The sequence below is a fragment of the Chitinophaga sancti genome, from assembly GCF_034087045.1.
Taxonomy (GTDB): domain Bacteria; phylum Bacteroidota; class Bacteroidia; order Chitinophagales; family Chitinophagaceae; genus Chitinophaga; species Chitinophaga sancti_B.
Map to the genome: position 1 here is coordinate 4297019 of NZ_CP139247.1, position 17880 is coordinate 4314898.

Annotated in this window: 19 protein-coding genes; 14 read left to right on the top strand and 5 right to left on the bottom strand. The window is 41.8% G+C overall.

Translation table 11 applies throughout. The features are described 5' to 3' along the window. The first annotated feature begins 238 nt into the window (after positions 1 to 238). Positions 239 to 514, top strand: coding sequence for a hypothetical protein (locus SIO70_RS17565; protein ID WP_320572754.1), 276 nt, complete (start codon positions 239 to 241; stop codon positions 512 to 514). Positions 515 to 533: 19 nt separating this feature from the next. Here SIO70_RS17565 and SIO70_RS17570 read toward each other — a convergent pair whose 3' ends face one another. Together SIO70_RS17570 and SIO70_RS17575 are read right to left on the bottom strand one after the other, a co-directional pair. Next, entirely contained in the window at positions 534 to 1481 is a 948-nt protein-coding gene (locus SIO70_RS17570) for a transposase (RefSeq protein WP_320572756.1), read from the bottom strand. Further along, entirely contained in the window at positions 1478 to 1708 is a 231-nt protein-coding gene (locus SIO70_RS17575) for a transposase (RefSeq protein ID WP_320572758.1), read from the bottom strand. Before SIO70_RS17575 ends, SIO70_RS17570 begins: the two co-directional genes overlap by 4 nt. Before the next feature lie 295 nt (positions 1709 to 2003). Between SIO70_RS17575 and SIO70_RS17580 the strand changes: the two genes are divergently transcribed. The 5 genes from SIO70_RS17580 (at position 2004) to SIO70_RS17600 (ending at position 5892) form a co-directional block, all read left to right on the top strand. Further along, the gene (locus tag SIO70_RS17580; RefSeq protein ID WP_320572760.1) at positions 2004 to 2393 is read left to right on the top strand and encodes a hypothetical protein; all 390 of its coding nucleotides are present in this window, start codon (positions 2004 to 2006) and stop codon (positions 2391 to 2393) included. Between the two features lie 310 nt (positions 2394 to 2703). Next, positions 2704 to 2850 carry a hypothetical protein gene (locus tag SIO70_RS17585; protein ID WP_320572762.1) on the top strand — a complete coding sequence of 49 codons (147 nt, stop codon included), beginning with the start codon at positions 2704 to 2706 and terminating at the stop codon, positions 2848 to 2850. 3 nt (positions 2851 to 2853) lie between these two features. Then, positions 2854 to 3120, top strand: coding sequence for a hypothetical protein (locus tag SIO70_RS17590; protein WP_320572764.1), 267 nt, complete (start codon positions 2854 to 2856; stop codon positions 3118 to 3120). A gap of 374 nt (positions 3121 to 3494) precedes the next feature. Beyond that, positions 3495 to 4049, top strand: coding sequence for a fasciclin domain-containing protein (locus SIO70_RS17595; RefSeq protein ID WP_320572766.1), 555 nt, complete (start codon positions 3495 to 3497; stop codon positions 4047 to 4049). Between the two features lie 316 nt (positions 4050 to 4365). After that, positions 4366 to 5892, top strand: coding sequence for an ATP-binding protein (locus tag SIO70_RS17600; protein WP_320572767.1), 1527 nt, complete (start codon positions 4366 to 4368; stop codon positions 5890 to 5892). Positions 5893 to 5950: 58 nt separating this feature from the next. Here SIO70_RS17600 and SIO70_RS17605 read toward each other — a convergent pair whose 3' ends face one another. From SIO70_RS17605 to SIO70_RS17615, 3 genes are read right to left on the bottom strand one after another with little or no spacing between them, the layout of a single operon-like run. Continuing rightward, a complete protein-coding gene (locus SIO70_RS17605) occupies positions 5951 to 7249 on the bottom strand; it encodes a radical SAM protein (RefSeq protein ID WP_320572769.1) in 1299 nt (432 codons plus the stop codon). A gap of 12 nt (positions 7250 to 7261) precedes the next feature. After that, the gene (locus SIO70_RS17610; protein ID WP_320572771.1) at positions 7262 to 7852 is read right to left on the bottom strand and encodes a hypothetical protein; all 591 of its coding nucleotides are present in this window, start codon (positions 7850 to 7852) and stop codon (positions 7262 to 7264) included. Between the two features lie 35 nt (positions 7853 to 7887). Then, the gene (locus SIO70_RS17615; RefSeq protein WP_320572773.1) at positions 7888 to 8934 is read right to left on the bottom strand and encodes an agmatinase family protein; all 1047 of its coding nucleotides are present in this window, start codon (positions 8932 to 8934) and stop codon (positions 7888 to 7890) included. A 251-nt stretch (positions 8935 to 9185) separates the two neighbouring features. On the opposite strand from SIO70_RS17615, the gene SIO70_RS17620 reads away from it, so the two are divergent. From SIO70_RS17620 to SIO70_RS17655, 8 genes are all read left to right on the top strand, one after another. Further along, positions 9186 to 9584 carry a cytochrome c maturation protein CcmE gene (locus SIO70_RS17620; protein ID WP_083728996.1) on the top strand — a complete coding sequence of 133 codons (399 nt, stop codon included), beginning with the start codon at positions 9186 to 9188 and terminating at the stop codon, positions 9582 to 9584. Between the two features lie 79 nt (positions 9585 to 9663). Then, positions 9664 to 12198: a cytochrome c biogenesis protein CcsA gene (ccsA, locus tag SIO70_RS17625; protein ID WP_320572777.1), complete on the top strand. Its 2535-nt coding sequence runs from the start codon at positions 9664 to 9666 to the stop codon at positions 12196 to 12198. Positions 12199 to 12284: 86 nt separating this feature from the next. Then, on the top strand, positions 12285 to 13304 hold the full coding sequence (locus SIO70_RS17630; protein WP_320572779.1) for an alpha/beta hydrolase: 1020 nt from the start codon (positions 12285 to 12287) through the stop codon (positions 13302 to 13304). Positions 13305 to 13461: 157 nt separating this feature from the next. Next, complete coding sequence (locus SIO70_RS17635; RefSeq protein ID WP_320572781.1) at positions 13462 to 14079, top strand: DUF4294 domain-containing protein; 618 nt, start codon at positions 13462 to 13464, stop codon at positions 14077 to 14079. A gap of 113 nt (positions 14080 to 14192) precedes the next feature. Further along, on the top strand, positions 14193 to 14669 hold the full coding sequence (locus SIO70_RS17640) for a hypothetical protein (RefSeq protein WP_320572782.1): 477 nt from the start codon (positions 14193 to 14195) through the stop codon (positions 14667 to 14669). 398 nt (positions 14670 to 15067) lie between these two features. Further along, the gene (bshB1, locus tag SIO70_RS17645; RefSeq protein WP_320572784.1) at positions 15068 to 15799 is read left to right on the top strand and encodes a bacillithiol biosynthesis deacetylase BshB1; all 732 of its coding nucleotides are present in this window, start codon (positions 15068 to 15070) and stop codon (positions 15797 to 15799) included. Positions 15800 to 16416: 617 nt separating this feature from the next. Further along, a complete protein-coding gene (locus SIO70_RS17650) occupies positions 16417 to 16971 on the top strand; it encodes a peroxiredoxin (RefSeq protein ID WP_072357215.1) in 555 nt (184 codons plus the stop codon). Between the two features lie 87 nt (positions 16972 to 17058). Then, on the top strand, positions 17059 to 17646 hold the full coding sequence (locus SIO70_RS17655; protein ID WP_320572788.1) for a carboxymuconolactone decarboxylase family protein: 588 nt from the start codon (positions 17059 to 17061) through the stop codon (positions 17644 to 17646). Positions 17647 to 17880 lie beyond the last annotated feature (234 nt).

The window sequence follows — 17880 nt, forward strand, 5'->3', positions numbered from 1 at the left end:
GATTGTTATGCCCTCATTATCAACGCCATAAAACTTTGGCTGGATACTATATGAAAGAATTGGCTGGTTTTGCCGTGAAATATTTGGCTGGTTAACAGATGAAAACTTTGGCTGGTTTTAAAATGAAAAGGAGAATATTGCTAATTATCTTAGGAATAATTGGCCGGGTTTCACGCGGAATATTTGGCTGGTTTATGTGAAATTAGTGGCTGGTTTTGGTGCGAAATACTCAAATAGGGTGTATAAGTGTTATAGGCATGATGGGATGACGGATAAGACCTGGAATGTGCTGGCGGTGTATGTGAATGTGAATGGGGAAAGTGAGGTGGTATTTAAATCATTCAAAGCAGTAGTGGTTTTATCCAGAAAATTTGATTTTAATAATGGTTATTGTGGTAAGGCGGGTAGGAAAGGAGAACGTTCTATCATTGAATTTTCCAATTATTATAATAAGAGTTTAGGAGATACATCCTTCATTTTAGCGGGTCTTTTGGAGGTTAAAAAATTTACTTGAATATATTACCTTGATTTAGTCAAATTCGAATAAATAATAATTTCTTCATTTTTCTATAATCTGGTGGCTGTTTTGCAAGAATATCATCTATGATATTTCGTATTGATCGTAATGTTAATTTGAGAACAGATCTTATCAATAAGATGATGTCTTGTGTTGTTACCCAAACCTTTTCTTCATAGCAAAAGAGTTTTTGAGTGTTCAGGAACAGTTGCGCCAACATCACCATAGCCATGTGCTTATGCCAGCTTTGAGCGCTCCGGGTCTGATACTCATTTAGTCCTAACTCTTTTTTACCTTCTCTAAATGATTTTTCAATAAAGAATCGCTTGCACTGCATATAAGCCAACTCTTTTATTGATGCCCCAGGTTTATAGCACAGGCTATATTTAATGGTACCATCAACATCTTTTCTAATTAATAATTGAAGCACCTGACGCTTCTCTGTTAACGGATTGAATATATAAATCTCTCTGCAATGGAACCAGGCAAACAGTTTTTTTCCTTTGCTTTGATGACGTATTTTCATCCACGTCCAATCCTTCTTTTTCAATCCAGACATGTATTTACGGATTGATATAGATTCTCTGTTTGGTCGTGCGTAAACATTTTTAGGTCCTCTTTTTCCTGGTACGCTGACTGGAACTCTCATTTGGAATGCCTCCAGCCAGATCCCATGGCTATCTGGTACATCGGCAACGAATGGTAAACCTATCTTTATCAAATAACACAATAGATTTGCATCTCGGCCATAAAATGCATCAAAGCAGACCCATTTTACCTTCACCTTTAATTTTAGCACTACATGATCAATGATTTCCTTAGCAAGGTCAATTTTAGTGGCTTCTGATCCTAAAGACAATCTGGCTTGAACAAGATTAACAAGGCTACCTCCGCATAAAGCTCCAAACACACCAACCTGACAGTTGTCTGTTTTTCCAATCTGGCCGCAGTACTGCCTTTTCACCCTGCAGAGAGCTTCCCCTTTTTAGGATTGCCGCTTTCATCAACTATAAAACAAGTATCGTCTTCCAGTCCACACTGTTGTAAAAGATGCCAGAAGTCTAAAGTTATCTTATCCATCAGCTTCGAATAACACCACTTGCCAACGGTTATAAAATGGTGTAAGCATTGCTGACTAGTATTCTGAAGTTCCTGAGCCATCACCTGGCAATTACGTCGTCGACTAACCATTAAGCCCTTCAAATAAGAAGATGCATTTGCTGTTCCGTCTTTTGTCTTGCTTTTAAAGTAAAATGTGAAGCTGAGAAGAAATTGTAACAACCGACTCTCTACGAGTCGGAAATTGCTTATTTTCGACTCATATTTTTGTTTATTAATTAAGCCCGTTCGGTTTCTACTGTTTGGGCTTTTCTTTTGGGATGATGCAAAGGTATGCAAAACCCGCTTCCGTGCAAAGTTTCGACTATAATATGTAAAGAACTATAATTTGACTAAACAGAGTTACATCAAAAATGTAATAGAAATTATGAAAGATGCGATTATTATCACAGACTCAAAATTTGAATTGTCCAATTTTAAAGAATATGCAAAGAGCTTATTTAAATTTAATGACGCAAATGAATTTCAAATTGAATATTATATTCCTTATGAACAGGAAAGTTATTTTTCCATATCAAAGGATAATACTATTTTTAATTTAATGGAAAATAATGAACAGGATCTTATCAGATCTGAGTTTATTACTTTCAATATTTTTGCCTGCCTCTTTTATGAATTCAGTTATTTGAAAAGCATAGTAGCAGCTATTCCCCCGGAAAGAAAAATTATCATTGATAATGACCACGGAACACTTATGCGAATGGAAGAGTTTTTAAATCTTAATTCATATGAAGAGTTCACAAGGGGTTTTGAATAAGGTATGTTGAGAATAATTTCGGTGTGGCCTTATGATGTTTAATTTTGTTGTCGGAAATGATATCGCTTATCTATTGTAATTTTGCTGGATCTATTCGAAAATTGGGAACGGAGCAATTTCCTGAAATATGGGAACCATATATTATATCAACGTGTAAGATCCATAATCCATTTTGATTGTCAAAACAAAATTATCAGGTTTATAAAACAATTGTTCCTTTAACCAGAATATTGGATAATAAAGTGCAGCCTAAACCTTCGATATTTTTTCCTGTAAAGTAGTTCTTTAGCAAACCCAGAATTAGTTAGTTATGAAACATATAGAACGTAATGCAAAAAGAGGATTTGGTCAGCCTGTTATTATAGGTAGAAGATTGACCGTCTTTAGTATTGTATCACATGCCCTTAATAGGGATAATGTAAGTGACTATCTTGAAGAATTTGAACCTTCTAAGTAAGAATTGAAAGCGGCTGTTTTTTATTGTAAAGATAAGGAATGTAAGGTTGTTAAAAGCCCACTTGATCATTATTGTGATGGATGTATTTTGAGGAGTATCAGCGAGGGATGGAAATCCATCAAAGATGATTTTATAGAGTCGGACGGAATATCAATATCTAAAGATGGCAAGACCTTATTTTTAGGATCAGTAAATGAACTTGAAGACTCTGAGTTTGGTGTAATGGGATGGATGCTTGCGGAAGCAGTAGGAAAAAGATGGTTCACATAAATGTATACCTGAAACAAGTTCTATAATGCTTCTCCTTAAATTGTAATGTTCAATACATAGTTAAGCATTATATCAAAATACAAGCGCTATTAATTCAGATATCCTTACTATTAAAATTCTGGGTGTAATCTCCCGATGTCCTCTCTATCTGCGGTTTAAAACCCCATACTGCCAATCCTTTTAATGTCCTTATGTTGAACTTATAGCAGGATCGTTACAGCTTCACCAGCGTTACCAAAACTCCCTATATACGCACTAATCCACTTTTCAGTTTCCCTTTTTGCCCCTTTTAAACAATAACATTTTCTTGAAAACCAGCCTCTTACATCCCCCGTAGATAAAGGTGTTAACAATCCTAATCAAAAATTTCAATTATGAAAAAACTGGCACTGTTTGCAATGATCGCCTTTGCAACAATTATAACATCTACATCTCAGGCGCAGGAAAAAACAGTTATGGTAGGAGGTGCTGCTATGTATCCTTCTAAGAATATCATCGAAAATGCTGTTAATTCAAAAGATCATACTACGCTCGTTGCCGCAGTAAAAGCTGCTGGTCTTGTAGAAACACTGCAGGGAGCAGGTCCTTTCACCGTTTTCGCACCTACTAACAAGGCATTTGATAAATTGCCAAAAGGTACTGTCGAAACATTGCTTAAACCAGAAAACAAAACAATGCTGCAGGGTGTACTCACTTACCATGTAGTAGCCGGAAATCTGGATAGTAAAGCGATTGCAGCGCTGATTAAAAAAGGGAATGGCAAAGCGGAATTAACAACGGTGCAGGGTGGGAAATTATGGCTCTGGATGGAAGGTGGTAAACTGATGATCAAGGATGAAAAAGGTGATGTGGCAAAAGTAACGATTAAGGATGTTCATCAGAGCAATGGCGTGATTCATGTGGTTGATCAGGTATTGATGCACAAATAATCGCTTCGGATTTTTGCTTAAAACAAAAGAGCTTGTATCAACAAAAGATACAAGCTCTTTTGTTTTAAATATTCTTACTACTAATGGTGAGATGCAACATTAGATCCAGACAGTTAATTTATTTAACTTTACAAAACAAAGACAGCAAAAGAACAAAAAATATGCGTAGAAAGTATGGCGCATCCTTAAAAGAAAAAGTAATAAAAATGGTGCATCTGGGGTATTTTAGTAAGAAATGATCGCAGTGATAAGGCCGCAGGAACATTTGCCCAATACCTTGCTGCATTGTCGTGGAATTTAATTTATATTTGTTTACATGAATAAGTATCCAATAGGCTTACAGGATTTTAGAAAAATAAGAAAGGAGGGGTTTATATATATAGATAAAACTCAACCAATCTATAATCTGATAGATTCTGGAAATTATTATTTCCTGAGTCGTCCAAGGCGTTTTGGAAAATCACTATTACTGTCAACTATTAAGGAGATCTTCAATGGGAACAAAGAGCTTTTTGAAGGGCTGTGGATACATGATAAATGGAATTGGGAACAAAAGCATCCTGTGATACATCTCAGATATAGTCAGATTGATTATAAGGGACTCGGGTTGGTAGAAGCGATTAGTAAAGAGCTCGACTTTTTAGCATCAGAATTTGGCATTCAGTTAAGTGAAGAAAGTATTGCATTGAAATTCAGGGAACTGATCAGGAAAGTGGCTAAGAATGGCCGGGTGGTGATCCTGATTGATGAATATGATAAACCCATTACAGACTATCTGGAAGATCTGGAACAAGTGGAGAAGCACAGGGCAGTGTTTAAAAGTTTTTATTCTGTATTAAAAGACGCCGACGAATATATCCGTTTGTTACTTATCACAGGCGTAAGCCGTTTTCCCAAGGTGAGTATTTTCTCAGATTTAAATAATCTTAATGATATTACGATCCATCGTAACTATGCCACTATTGTTGGTATTACTCAGCAGGAACTGGAGAAAACCTTTGCAGAAGAGATAGCCGATATACAGACACAGCAGCCTGATTTATTAAGCAAATTAAAGCTATGGTACAATGGATATGCCTGGCATCAGGATGCTGATCGGGTTTATAATCCTTTTTCGGTTTTGAAATATATGGATGGCCGTGATTTTAGAAATTACTGGTTTCAAACGGGGACACCTACCTGGTTAGTAAACTTAATGAAGCATAATAGGGAGTTTAACCTTGAAAATATTGAAATTGGGGAAAATGCATTGAGCAATTTTAATGTCGAAAACATTGCTACTGTCCCTGTTTTGTTCCAGACAGGTTATCTGACTATTAAAAATTATAATGATACAATTTATGAGTTAAAATATCCCAATAAGGAAGTCGAGGATAGTTTGAATGATGCCTTACTGAGCGCTTACAGAAATGTATATCCTGGTAATGACTCGATGGCGGTTACTAATGATTTGGGCAAAGCACTGAAGAATAATGATATCCCCCGAATGATAAAAGCACTCGATGTACTTTTATCCACCATCCCATATGATCATTGGAAAGCAGAAAGTGAATCTATTTTTCACATCATTGTCCATCTCTCCTTTAAACGTTTAGGTCTTGATGTCCGTAGCGAAGTGCATAGCGCTACCGGAAGGTGCGATGTACTGGTTTTTACTGATCAATATATTTTTGCTGTAGAACTGAAGCTGAATGGCAATGCACAGGGTGCAATTGATCAGATTGTAGAGAAGGGATATCTTCGTTCTTACGAGTTGGATCCAAGAAAAAAAATAGCTGTCGGTATTAATTTCTCAGCTGAGAAAAGAGCCGTATCAGAATTTCTTGTTAAAGAATTGAAATAACTAAAAGAGCTTGTATCTTATCCTGATACAAGCTCTTTTAATTCAAATATTCTTCCAACTAAAAATGAGCAAAATCCTGCGTGTAATCTCCCGTTATCCTCTCCATCGGCGGGTTAAAATACCCATACTTCAAATGCGGGAACTCTTCATGTATCAAATCCTGCAATTGCTTCACACCCAAACACTGACCTGGATCTGTAATTCCTAATCTTCCGAGATACCAATCCGGATCAATATTGAAATTCCTCCACTGTATCATCTTCAGATTCGTATCCCTGATCAGCTTGCGCAGCGCCTCATATTCATCCTCACTATCCGTCATTCCTGGAAACACGAAGTAATTAATTGAAGTCCATCCATTGAACTCATTCACCACTTTCAAACTCTCCACGATATCTTCGAACTGATAATTATTCGGTCTGTAATAAGGCGTATAATACTTCTCCTGCGCAGAATTCAAACTCACACGAATACTATTCAACCCCACCTTACACAATTCTCTCACCGCATCCGGCTTACTACCATTCGTATTGATATTGATACTCCCTTTCGAAGTATGTTTCCTCATCTCAATGATCGACTCACGGATCGTCTCCCACATCAGCAACGGCTCTCCTTCACAACCCTGTCCGAAAGACACGATCGGGAAAGGCGCTGTTTCCAGGTGGGGTACGGTGAATTCTACAATCTCTTCCGCTGTCGGCTTAAACCGCAAACGATCCTGTGTAGAAACAATCGTTTCCTCTTCCGGCTGGAACGAAATACAACCAATACAATTGGCATTACAAGCCGGTGATGAAGGAATCGGACATTCCCAACGACCCATAAAATAATTACGCGCCGCAGGACAATGATACGTCAACGCACAATTATCAGCCAGGTGTTTTACCAATCTGTTGTGCGGATATGCCTGGATCAGGTCTTTTACTCCCTGCTTTACTTTCTTCTCATCAAAACCACCACATTCCTGTCTGATATCATCTTCAATTCTCACTGCCGGTACATAAAACTTTCCATCCAGCCAACCTACTGCTGTATAGCAGAACAATGGCAGCGTAGGAGCATCCGGCAAGGTCTCATATGCCGCTATATAAAATCCTGTATGCGCAGGGGGAATAAAGGCAGCTACCGCCCATCCTTTATCGCACAACTGCATCTCGCCGGTTTCGGCATTCAATCCAATTCCACGACGACCAGGCAATTCATACAATGACCCGCCTTCCGGCAGTTCTATCCATTCGTCCAGTTCTATAGGCCATGCATCCCAGCCACTACGGCCGGTGGTAAGCATGGTTGTATCTTCGAAAATATTCCCCTGACCGTCGGAATATAAAATGTACGGCGACTGTTTTAACATACTGAGTTGTGATTAAAGCCTGCTCTTAAAAAATGCATTCATTTCAGCTTCTTTATCTGCACCGGGTTCATCCAAAACTTCCAGTTGCAGTACTTTGTTGTCTTTAAAGTCTAAAGTGAGCAGGTCGTTGCGCAAAATTAAGTTATTCAGGCGGCTCCAGCTAATCACCTTTTCTGAGAAGGTGGTAGGCAGGATAGCACCATTGATATCTACTTTAATATATGAAGGCATGAAAATCTTGTATTCTGCATAACCAATGTACGCCGTGGCAATACCTGTGAGGAACAGGAAACCGGCTACCAGCGGCTGCATATGGGTTAACACATACAAACACCCTGTGAGACAGGCAAACGCCTGTACGGTACGTGCAAGACTGTTGGCAGACTGTATATTCTTAAACCTCCTCATCATAAAAGGGAAGACAAGGCTACCAATGCCCAGCAGGAAAAAGAAACCCGCCACGAACCAGTTAGGGTTGGGCCTGTTGTAAATACCGATGGTAATTAATAAAAAAAGTATGCCGATGAGGCCATGCATAGCTGGCTGCAACCGCAAGCGGGTCATGGCATTGGGATGTAAGATCCTTATTTTATAAGATTGCATGTGTGTAATTACTTGTTTTGAAAACCCCGCCGGCATTACTTATTATCCGGATGCACCATCAAATTACATAACTTGAAAAGCACTCTCGCACCCACATTCGCATCCCACTCTTCATGTGCACTGCTTACCTCACTCAGATCAAACCCAATCAGCTTACGACCACTCGCCAGGATCTTTGCAAATAGATAATAAATCTGCTCACACTCAAACCCACCCGGCACCGGCGTACCCGTATGCGGACACAATTTCGGATCCAGACCATCTATATCAAAACTGATATACACCTGTTGTGGCAAACAGTCTATCACCTCATTCGCAATCGTCGCCCAGTTCACCCCTTCGTACTGACGGTGTTTGATATCCCTGTCAAAAAAAGTATGGACCCTTTCCTTATTATCTTCTATGTATTGCAGTTCTTCTTCGCAGTAATCACGTATACCTAGTTGAACGAGCTTCGTCACGGCTGGCACTTCGTTCAGTACATTGTACATAATAGATGCATGGGAGTACTGGAAACCTTCGTACCCATTGCGCAAATCGCAATGTGCATCGATCTGCAGGATGCCGAATTCACCTTTCTCTTCCGCCAGCGCTTTAATATAACCAAGCGGGGTTGAGTGATCTCCACCTACCAGGCCTACGAGCTTGTCCTGTTCCAGTAAGGATTTCGTTTGACTATATACCCACTCGTTCATGAGTGCCGTACCTTTATTCACGTCTACGAGCGTCTTTTTCAGAAATTCATTTTCGGAAATATCGCCACCTTCTATGAGGAATTTGAGGTAGAGCTCAGCTTCTTTGCGGAGGTAATCGCTACGGAGCAACATGTGCTTGTCCGGGTCACGCATGTAAAAGCCTTTTCTCCACCCTTCTTTTACATCAGGATCCAGGAGGTCGACCTGTAACGACGCTTTACAGATTTGTTCAGGTCCTCTTGCCGTACCGTGACAGTAGGAAACCGTCACCTCCCATGGAATGGGGAGTAAAACGAGTGATGCATCCTCTTCAGTGGTTGGTAAACCAAAGATATTATTGGATACCAGGCTGACAGAATTAGGATCAAAGTTGGATAAATCCGCCATGATTATGAAGTTCTTATACTAATTTTCGGCGCAAAGATAGTACTTTCTATATAAAGCGGTATTGCACAGCGTGGCCCCGAAATGGAGGCATAAAGGCAGAGCCGGCTTTTATGATAAATATCATGTTCCCTTTCATGTAAAAATTCCACTTTCAAACCTCATTTTGCCGTAATTTTGCGCATCGAAGTGTGAATGAAGCGCATTGATGGATAAAAAAACACATTAAGGGGAAGCTTAAGATCTATTACGATATGAAGAAGTCTAATATTGTTTTATTGGTGTTGATTGCTGTAGCAATAGGGGTGATTGTAACAGTGGCCGGTGATTTCAGCACCTATGAAACATTCGCCACAGCTCGTCAGAAAGAAGGAAAAGAATTCCAGGTGATCGGAAAACTGGATACCACCAAAACTATGCTGTATGATCCTGCAAAGGATGCTAACCTGTTTACCTTTTATGTGCAGGACAAATCCGGTGAAGTCTGCAAAGTAATTTATTTCGGTACTAAACCCACCGACTTCGAAAAAGCAGAAAGCGTTGTGCTGACTGGCAAAATGATCAAAGATGGTGAATTTCACTGTGGCAAGATCCTCATGAAGTGCCCGTCTAAATATAAAAACGACCAGGTAGCGGTTGGCAACAAAGTATAAGCCATTCGCCTTATAATATTAAAATAGTAGTTAATGGCCCGCACCGTCGGGCTATTTCTTCATTCTAGCACCAATTATCTTGAAGACGACATATATAGGAGAGCATTTATTGCCAGGGCAGTTTGGACATTTTTTTGCAGTTCTGGCGTTCGTAGCCTCGATAGTGGCCACTGCCAGCTATTGGGTGAGCGTACGTACCGACGATGAGGTAAAGAAGCGTTCATGGAAGCTGCAGGGCCGTTGGGCATTTATCATTCAGGCGGCATCCGTATTCGCCGTATTTGCTTGCCTGTATTATGCATTGTACAATCACTTTTTTGAATATAAATATGTCTGGCGCAACTCAAGCCGTGATCTTCCGGTTAGTTTGCTGTTGTCCAGTTTCTGGTCTGACCAGGAAGGTAGTTTTATGCTCTGGTCTATCTGGCAGAGCATACTGGGTCTCGTACTGATCCGTACCACTAAAAAGTGGGAAGCACCTGTGATGACCATGCTCTCATTTGCACAGGTGTGCCTGGGCAGTATGCTGATCGGTATCTTCATTTTAGATTACAAAGTGGGTAGCAACCCGTTCCTGTTGTTGCGCCATGCAGCGGAAAACCAGGGGCTGCCATGGGTAAATAGTCCGAACTACCTCAACTTTATCAAAGATGGTAATGGTCTGAACCTGTCCCTGCAGAACTATTGGATGGTGATTCACCCGCCGATATTGTTCCTAGGTTTTGCTTCTACAGTTGTACCTTTTGCTTTTGCCTTTGCAGGTCTGTGGACCCGGGAATATAAAGAATGGATCAAACCAGCCCTGCCATGGGCCCTGTTCAGCGCTGCTGCATTGGGTCTTGGTATTATGATGGGTGCTGCATGGGCGTATGAGTCGCTGACATTTGGTGGTTACTGGGCATGGGATCCGGTAGAAAATGCCTCCCTCGTGCCATGGCTCACGCTGGTAGCGGGTATTCACACTTTACTGGCCTTTAAGTCGTCCGGCCATGCGCTGAAAGCGACCTTCTTCTTCTTCTTCATTACCTTTATTTTAATACTGTACTCTACCTTCCTGACCCGTAGTGGCGTATTGGGTGACACTTCTGTACACTCCTTTACGGATCTGGGTATGAGCGGACAACTGGCCTTCTTCCTCTTTGCGTTCATTCCGGCTTTTGCCATGCTGATCGCGCGCAGGAAAGAGATCCCGGCCATTCACAAAGAAGAAAGTACTTATTCCCGCGAGTTCTGGCTCTTCATCGGTTCCCTGATCCTGATGATTGCCGCTATCCAGATCACTTTTACCACTTCCATCCCGGTGTGGAACAAGCTGATTAACAACCTGGGTATCAAGAAATTGCTGAACCTGACAAATGATATAGCACCTCCTGCGGATGGTGTATTCCATTATAATAAGATCCAGATCTGGGTCGCAATCGTGATCGGTATACTCACCGCTGTCGTGCAGTTCCTGAAATACAAGGATACGCCGAGAGGGGAGTTTACCCGTAAACTGATGATCCCGACAGCATTGGCACTGGTAGCGACCGTGCTCTCCGGCTGGCTGGGCAAAGTAAACTATGATGCTTACGGCGCGGGTTTCCTGATGGCGATCTACCTGATGATGTTTGCGAGCTACTATGCGATCATTGCGAACATTGCTTACATCTGGATCGGTCAGAAAGGTAAGCTAAAGGCGGCAGGTGCTTCTGTGGCACATATCGGTTTTGGTATGGTGCTGCTGGGTATCGTGATCACTTCGTCCAAGAAAGAAACCATCTCAATCGACAGGATGAAAATGCTGGATGGCGGTTTCTTTGGAGCGAACAGTAAGGAGAATCCACGTGAGAACCTGATGCTGCCACGTAATTTCCCTGTACAGATGGGGGATTACCACGTCACCTACGCAGGTGACTCCCTGCCGGCGGGCGAATCGAAGACATTCTACCTGGTAAGGTACGATCGTAAAGATCCAGCTACCGGTAAAACACTGGAAGCGTTTACCTTACATCCGGATGCGTTCCTGAGCAACAAGGGAGAAGCGACGCTGACACCCAACCCGGATTCAAAACATTATTGGAACAAGGATATCTTTACTTATATTACAGCTGTTCCTTTGAAAGAAGATGACAGCGATACGGCTACTTATCAGCCGCATGTGGTAGCACAGGGTGATTCTATCTTCTTCTCCAACGGGTACATGGTGATGGAAGGCCTTGACCCTCAGCCAACCAGCCGTAACTATGCTGCTGAGCCCAATGACCTGGCTGTGGGTGCAACCCTGAAAGTATATACCAAGAACAATGACCAGTATAACCTGAAGCCGATTTACCTGATCCGCGACAGTAGTTACGAATATAATATCCCGGATACCGTGGCACCACTGTCACTCTATGTTCGCTTTAGTAAAATCCTGCCAAAGGATAAAAAGGTTGAACTTGAAGTAAAAGAATCCACCGTTTTCAGGGATTACATAGTGATGAAAGCCTTCATCTTCCCATTCATCAATGTATTGTGGATAGGGGTGATCGTAACGGTGATCGGATTCATTATGAGTATGTTCCAGCGTCTGCGTCAAAACAAAGAAAAGCCAGCTGTAAAGAAACCTTTGACAAAGGAAAAGGTGGTTTAATAGTCTGACGATATAAATGAATGAATTGATACAGGTAATAATCTCGGTTATTACCTGTATTGTTTTTTAATAATAATTGACTCTCCATGAATAGCAGATGGCTGCGCGTTTCTCTTATGATCCTTACGTCTTTGGTGCTGGTATATTACCTGGGGCCAAGGCCAGCTGTGCCGGTGTATGATCCAAAGTTTCCGCAGGTACCGGACAATGTTACGGAGCTGGACAAATACGTTCGTCAGAAAGAGGCACAGCATAAACTGAAGCCGGATAATGAGGCGAGGATCGTGTGGCGTGATTCCCTGCATGCGAAAACGGAATATGCGTTGGTGTATCTGCATGGTTTTTCTGCCAGTCAGGGAGAGGGGAACCCGGTGCACCTGAATTTTGCAAAGCGATATGGGTGTAACCTGTACCTGTCCAGGCTGGATGCGCATGGACTGGATACGACTGAGCCATTGCTGACAATGACGGCGACAGGGTTATGGAAGGATGCCAAAGAAGCGCTGGCGATTGGCAAGGGATTGGGGGAGAAAGTGATTTTGATGGGTACATCTACAGGTGGTACGCTGGCATTGGAACTGGCGGCGACGTATCCGAATGATGTGTATGCGGTGATTAATTTGTCGCCAAATATTGAGATTAATAATGACATGGCTTTTTTGACAAATAATCCCTGGGGGTTGCAGTTGTCGAGGATTGTGATGCATGGGAATTATAGTGAGTCGAAGGATAAGGATCCGTTGCGGGCGCAGTATTGGTACACGCGGTACAGGCTGGAAGCGGTAGGGGAGTTGCAGGGATTGTTGGAAACGACGATGGTGCCGGCTACATTCAGGAAGATAAAGCAGCCGGTACTGAATTTATATTATTATAAGGATCCTTTACACCAGGATCCGACAGTGAAGGTGAGTGCGATATTGAAAATGGAGAATTGGCTGGGTACGGCGGATAGTTTGAAGGAGGCGGTGGCAATACCGGAGGCGGGGAGTCATGTGATTGGGTGTTATATGACATCGCATGATGTGAAGGGTGTGGAGAAGGCGATTAATGAGTTTGCGCAGCGGAAGTTGAAGATGGATACGGTGATGCAGAAGGCGGATAATTGAGTTTATTTGAGATTTGTGGATGCAGGGAATTGCGCTTAATGCCGGCCACAGGCCATTTTGCGGAAGGAGAAAGCCCCGGAAATATCATAAAAGATTAATATCAGTTCCTATTGATATTTACCTTAACTTTAGCATAGTATTAGGAATACTTTAAGAAATGGGTCGTTCAATATCCGCATTTTTCATTTTTATCATGCTTTGCCTCTTTAGTAGTGTAGGGGTCTTTGCCCAGACCAAACACGGTCTGGATAGTATTCCTCTCAGTGCTGTTATAGTCAATGGCGACACCATTCCAAGCATTACTCTCCGCATAGTAGAAGTTATCGATAAATTGCCAAAGAAGTTCCGTAAACAGCGTGAAGCATGGACTCGTCTGCGCAACGCGGTGTATGTAACTTATCCTTATGCAGTACAGGCTTCCAGGATTCTGAAAGATGTGAATAGCAGACTGGCTACTTTACATGACAAAAAGGATCGGAAGGCTTACCTGGCAAGTGTAGAGAAACAGATGAAGGCGCAGTTCGGCGATAAGCTGGAGAATTTGTCAATTTATCAGGGGCGTATATTAATGAAGTTGATAAACAGGCAGACTGGTCAGAACTGTTATGAGATCATTAAGGAATTGAAGGGAGGGTTTTCTGCACGGATGTGGCAAACGGTGGCTTTCTTTTTCGGGGGGAATTTGAAGAGTGAGTATGATTTGAATGAGGATAAGGATATAGAGGCGATTGTGCAGGAGATAGAGATATATCGGGGATCGAGGGCATCCAATTAAGTGGTGTAGGAATAATAATTAAATGATTTTAAAGATTATAACGACAAGGCTCCCAACCTATATTTAACAAGACTTTGAAGCGGCGGTTGCCGCTTTTTTTATAACTTTCACACATGCGATTCAAAATTATTTTAGGCGGCCTCCTGCTTTGGAGTGCTGCAACCATGGCCCAGGACAGCGTATTGTACATTGTTGACAGTGTAGAGGCGACGAATGGCCTTGAGCAACTTACACCCGACAAGATCGCCCTTATTAATATTGTGAAAAGTCCGACTTTACAGGCGCAGTATGGCGCTAAGGCGGCGAATGGGATCATGTATATTGAGACCAGGCCATTTGCACGCAGGCGGTATAATCGGTTATTTACGAGTTTGTCACCTGCTTTTGAGGCAGCGATTAAGAAATATGGGGATGATAGTAAATTTCAGTACATACTGGATGGTACTAAGATAGATGACAACTCGGTGAATATGCTGGCGGCGCTGGAAAAGAAAAATATTACCAGCCTGGTAGTGGTGGATGGAGATACGCTGAAGAAGACGTATGATGTGAAGGATAGGAAAGTGGGGGTGATTATTACATCGAAATAAAACGATATGAAACCTGGTTGTGAGGGGGGTACTCACAAAAAATATAACTCATTATATGAAAGAGGCAGGTATAGTTTCAGGAAGGCTGTATTTCTCCATTTAAAATAAACATCTGGTATCCGAAAGGATGAGGTATTTATTTTAAAATGGATGTTTATTCTCCATTTAAAATAAACATCTGATATCCGAAAGGATGAGGTATTTATTTTAAAATGGATGTTTATTCTCCATTTAAAATAAACATCTGGTATCCGAAAGGATCAGGTATTCCTATCAAAATGGATGTTTATTCTCTATTCCATATAAACATCCTTTATCCCAAGGGTCACATATTCCGCTCAAAACGGATGTTTTTCCTCATTAGGGTTATATTTGCACCCGAAAGGAAAGAATTCACGATGAAATTAGACATATTAGCAATAGTCGCGCATCCCGATGATGTGGAGCTGGCTTGTGCAGGTGCCCTTATGGTACATGCGGCCCAGGGAATGAAAATAGGCGTACTGGACCTGACAAAAGGAGAATTGGGTACGCGGGGCACCCCCGAAACCCGTGCAGCAGAGGCGGCAGATTCTGCCAGGATTATGGGACTGGATGTAAGAGAAAACCTGGGATTGCCGGATGGCTTTTTCAGAAATGATACAGCAGAGCAATTGCAGGTGATAGCGATGATCAGGAAATATCGCCCTGAAATAGTGCTGACGAATGCCCGTGAGGACCGTCATCCGGATCATGGACGTGCGGCGGTGCTGGTGGCGGATAGTTGTTTTTTATCTGGTTTGAGGAAGATAACAACAACATTAGAAGGACAAGAGCAGGAAGCCTGGCGCCCGAAACAGGTATTCCATATGCTGCAGAATAAAATAGAAAACCCTGATTTTGTGGTAGATATCTCTGGGGTAATAGAGCGGAAGAAGGAAGCGATCAGGAGTTTTAAAACACAGTTTTTAGCCCCGGCGGCAGACAATGAGCCTGCTACTTATATTTCTTCACCTGCGTTTTTTGAGAATATTATCAGCCGTGACAGATCATTTGGCCAGCTGGTGGGGGTAGCATATGCAGAAGGATTTACGACAGCTAAAATGCTGGGAATCAGGAGTTTTAATGATCTTATTGGAAATGTTACCTGAGGTTGGGGCGCTTGGGAATAACTAATTTGTGGAACCTGTTGTAGAACTGTGGCGCTTAAAACACACTGTTCCTTTGCCATATATAACAGCGAAGGAACAGACATTTTATATTATTAAAAAGATTGGAATAATTAAGGGCAATAAGAATCTGATTCCCGGGTTGGGAATAGAAAATGGTATGAGTACGGTACACCGTTGCCCTTCAAACATTAGATGAACAGATCTTGAGTGGCATCAAATTCATCATGTTTACTGAAACTGTTTTTAATGAACGGAATCAGAGCAAGGCCTATCGTTATAATCACTAAGAGTACGTTTTTCGCTTTCATATCCTGTCGTTTTATTGTGAATGGATGAGTATACTTATATAACTAAATAACGTGCCAAAAAGTTACGTTTCCTTTCGAAAATCGTTAAGAAAGTATTAAACAGGGGAAAAAGTGAAACAAGATTTGAATTTCCTCAATGCAGTACAGGCGCAACGAAGTATATAGACTTTTTCAATAACCTATTAGGAAAAATCTATTTGACTAATTATGAATAGACTGTGACCTTTGCACCGAAAATTTAACCGCAGCAAGAAATAGTAACCAACAATATAAATAATCATCAAGCACATGAAGAATGCAACTTTATCTCTGGGTGCACAGTTCCCCGAGTTTAAGAAAACGGCAGTAGTATCTATCGAGAAAGGAAAAGAGTTTTACGAACTGACTTCAGAGGAGCTGAAAGCTTCCGGCAAATGGTTAGTGATGTTCTGGTGGCCTAAAGATTTCACTTTCGTATGTCCTACAGAAATCGCTGAGTTCAACAAAGCTTACCAGGATTTCGTAGACCGTGATGCGATCCTGATCGGTGCTTCTACCGACAGTGAGTTCGTACACGCAGCATGGAGAAGAGATCACGAAGATCTGCGTGGTCTGCAGTTCCCAATGCTTGCTGACACCAGCAAATCTCTGGCTACAGAATTAGGTATTTTGGAAGAAAATGAAAAAGTTGCTTACCGTGCTACTTTCATCGTTGATCCTCAAGGTATTGTACGTTGGGTATCCCTGTATGACCTGAACGTAGGTCGTAATGTGAAGGAAGTACTGCGCGTACTGGATGCATTGCAGACAGACGAGCTGTGCCCTTGTAACTGGGAAAAAGGTCAGGCTACCCTGAACGCGTAATTTTTTATTTCGAGGTCCATAGTCAGCGCCTTTCAGGTTGTCCGGCTATGGACTTTTTCTTACCCGTAACTTTGTAATATTATATATATGTTCGCAACATCCAACCAGGATACAGCTGTGCAGTTGCTGCAGGCAGTGGGATTGACAGAGAGTGCATTATCTACACGTTTACATGCATTGGCTAATGCAGACGCAAGATATCTGAAAGATTTGAAGATAAATGTGACGAATGGTCTGAATTCCAGCAACTTAACCAAGAAGGAAGCTTACCTGATCGGTTTGTCAGTAGCGGTAAATGAGAAGAACGCTGAGTTGCAGGCAGCATTTGAAAAGCTGGCAATAGCAGAGGGTGCGAATGATAAAGAGGTGGCAGAAGTGATCAGCTGTACCAGTCTGCTGGTAGCTAATAATGTATATTACCGTTTCCGTCACTTTGTGAAGAAAGAGTTCTATACTACCCAGCCAGCAGGTATCCGTATGAGTATCATGGCGAACCCGATTTTAGGGAAAGAATTCTTCGAATTGATAAGTTTAGTAGTTTCTGCTTTGAACGGATGTGAAATGTGTGTATCTTCGCACGAAGAAGCACTGATAAAACACGGCACCACCCAGAACCGTATCTTAGATGCAGTTAGGCTGGGCGCGGTTTTGAGAAGTTTAATCGTGTTACTGTAAGTGATAGGTTTCTTACCGGGAAAGATCTTACCGAAAGAACAATAATCCTGAAATTCGTCATTGCCATGGGCATTTCGGAGGGATGAATGGCCTGCCGACAGTTAATGTGGATAAATTTTTCAAGGTGCGGAAGTCTGGTTAAATACTGTTGTAAAACAGGACGGGGCTAACCATCGAAGGTAGCAGGTATTGTCCGCCATAAGGCTGTACCGGTTACTGGTTGAAGAGGAAAGC

Coding starts and splice junctions, on each gene's coding strand:
- SIO70_RS17575 (WP_320572758.1), bottom strand. CDS start 1,708: ATGGTTAGTCGACGACGTAATTGCCAGGTGATGGCTCAGGAACTTCAG.
- SIO70_RS17580 (WP_320572760.1), top strand. CDS start 2,004: ATGAAAGATGCGATTATTATCACAGACTCAAAATTTGAATTGTCCAAT.
- SIO70_RS17585 (WP_320572762.1), top strand. CDS start 2,704: ATGAAACATATAGAACGTAATGCAAAAAGAGGATTTGGTCAGCCTGTT.
- SIO70_RS17595 (WP_320572766.1), top strand. CDS start 3,495: ATGAAAAAACTGGCACTGTTTGCAATGATCGCCTTTGCAACAATTATA.
- SIO70_RS17600 (WP_320572767.1), top strand. CDS start 4,366: ATGAATAAGTATCCAATAGGCTTACAGGATTTTAGAAAAATAAGAAAG.
- SIO70_RS17605 (WP_320572769.1), bottom strand. CDS start 7,249: ATGTTAAAACAGTCGCCGTACATTTTATATTCCGACGGTCAGGGGAAT.
- SIO70_RS17610 (WP_320572771.1), bottom strand. CDS start 7,852: ATGCAATCTTATAAAATAAGGATCTTACATCCCAATGCCATGACCCGC.
- SIO70_RS17615 (WP_320572773.1), bottom strand. CDS start 8,934: ATGGCGGATTTATCCAACTTTGATCCTAATTCTGTCAGCCTGGTATCC.
- SIO70_RS17620 (WP_083728996.1), top strand. CDS start 9,186: ATGAAGAAGTCTAATATTGTTTTATTGGTGTTGATTGCTGTAGCAATA.
- SIO70_RS17630 (WP_320572779.1), top strand. CDS start 12,285: ATGAATAGCAGATGGCTGCGCGTTTCTCTTATGATCCTTACGTCTTTG.
- SIO70_RS17635 (WP_320572781.1), top strand. CDS start 13,462: ATGGGTCGTTCAATATCCGCATTTTTCATTTTTATCATGCTTTGCCTC.
- SIO70_RS17640 (WP_320572782.1), top strand. CDS start 14,193: ATGCGATTCAAAATTATTTTAGGCGGCCTCCTGCTTTGGAGTGCTGCA.
- bshB1 (WP_320572784.1), top strand. CDS start 15,068: ATGAAATTAGACATATTAGCAATAGTCGCGCATCCCGATGATGTGGAG.
- SIO70_RS17650 (WP_072357215.1), top strand. CDS start 16,417: ATGAAGAATGCAACTTTATCTCTGGGTGCACAGTTCCCCGAGTTTAAG.
- SIO70_RS17655 (WP_320572788.1), top strand. CDS start 17,059: ATGTTCGCAACATCCAACCAGGATACAGCTGTGCAGTTGCTGCAGGCA.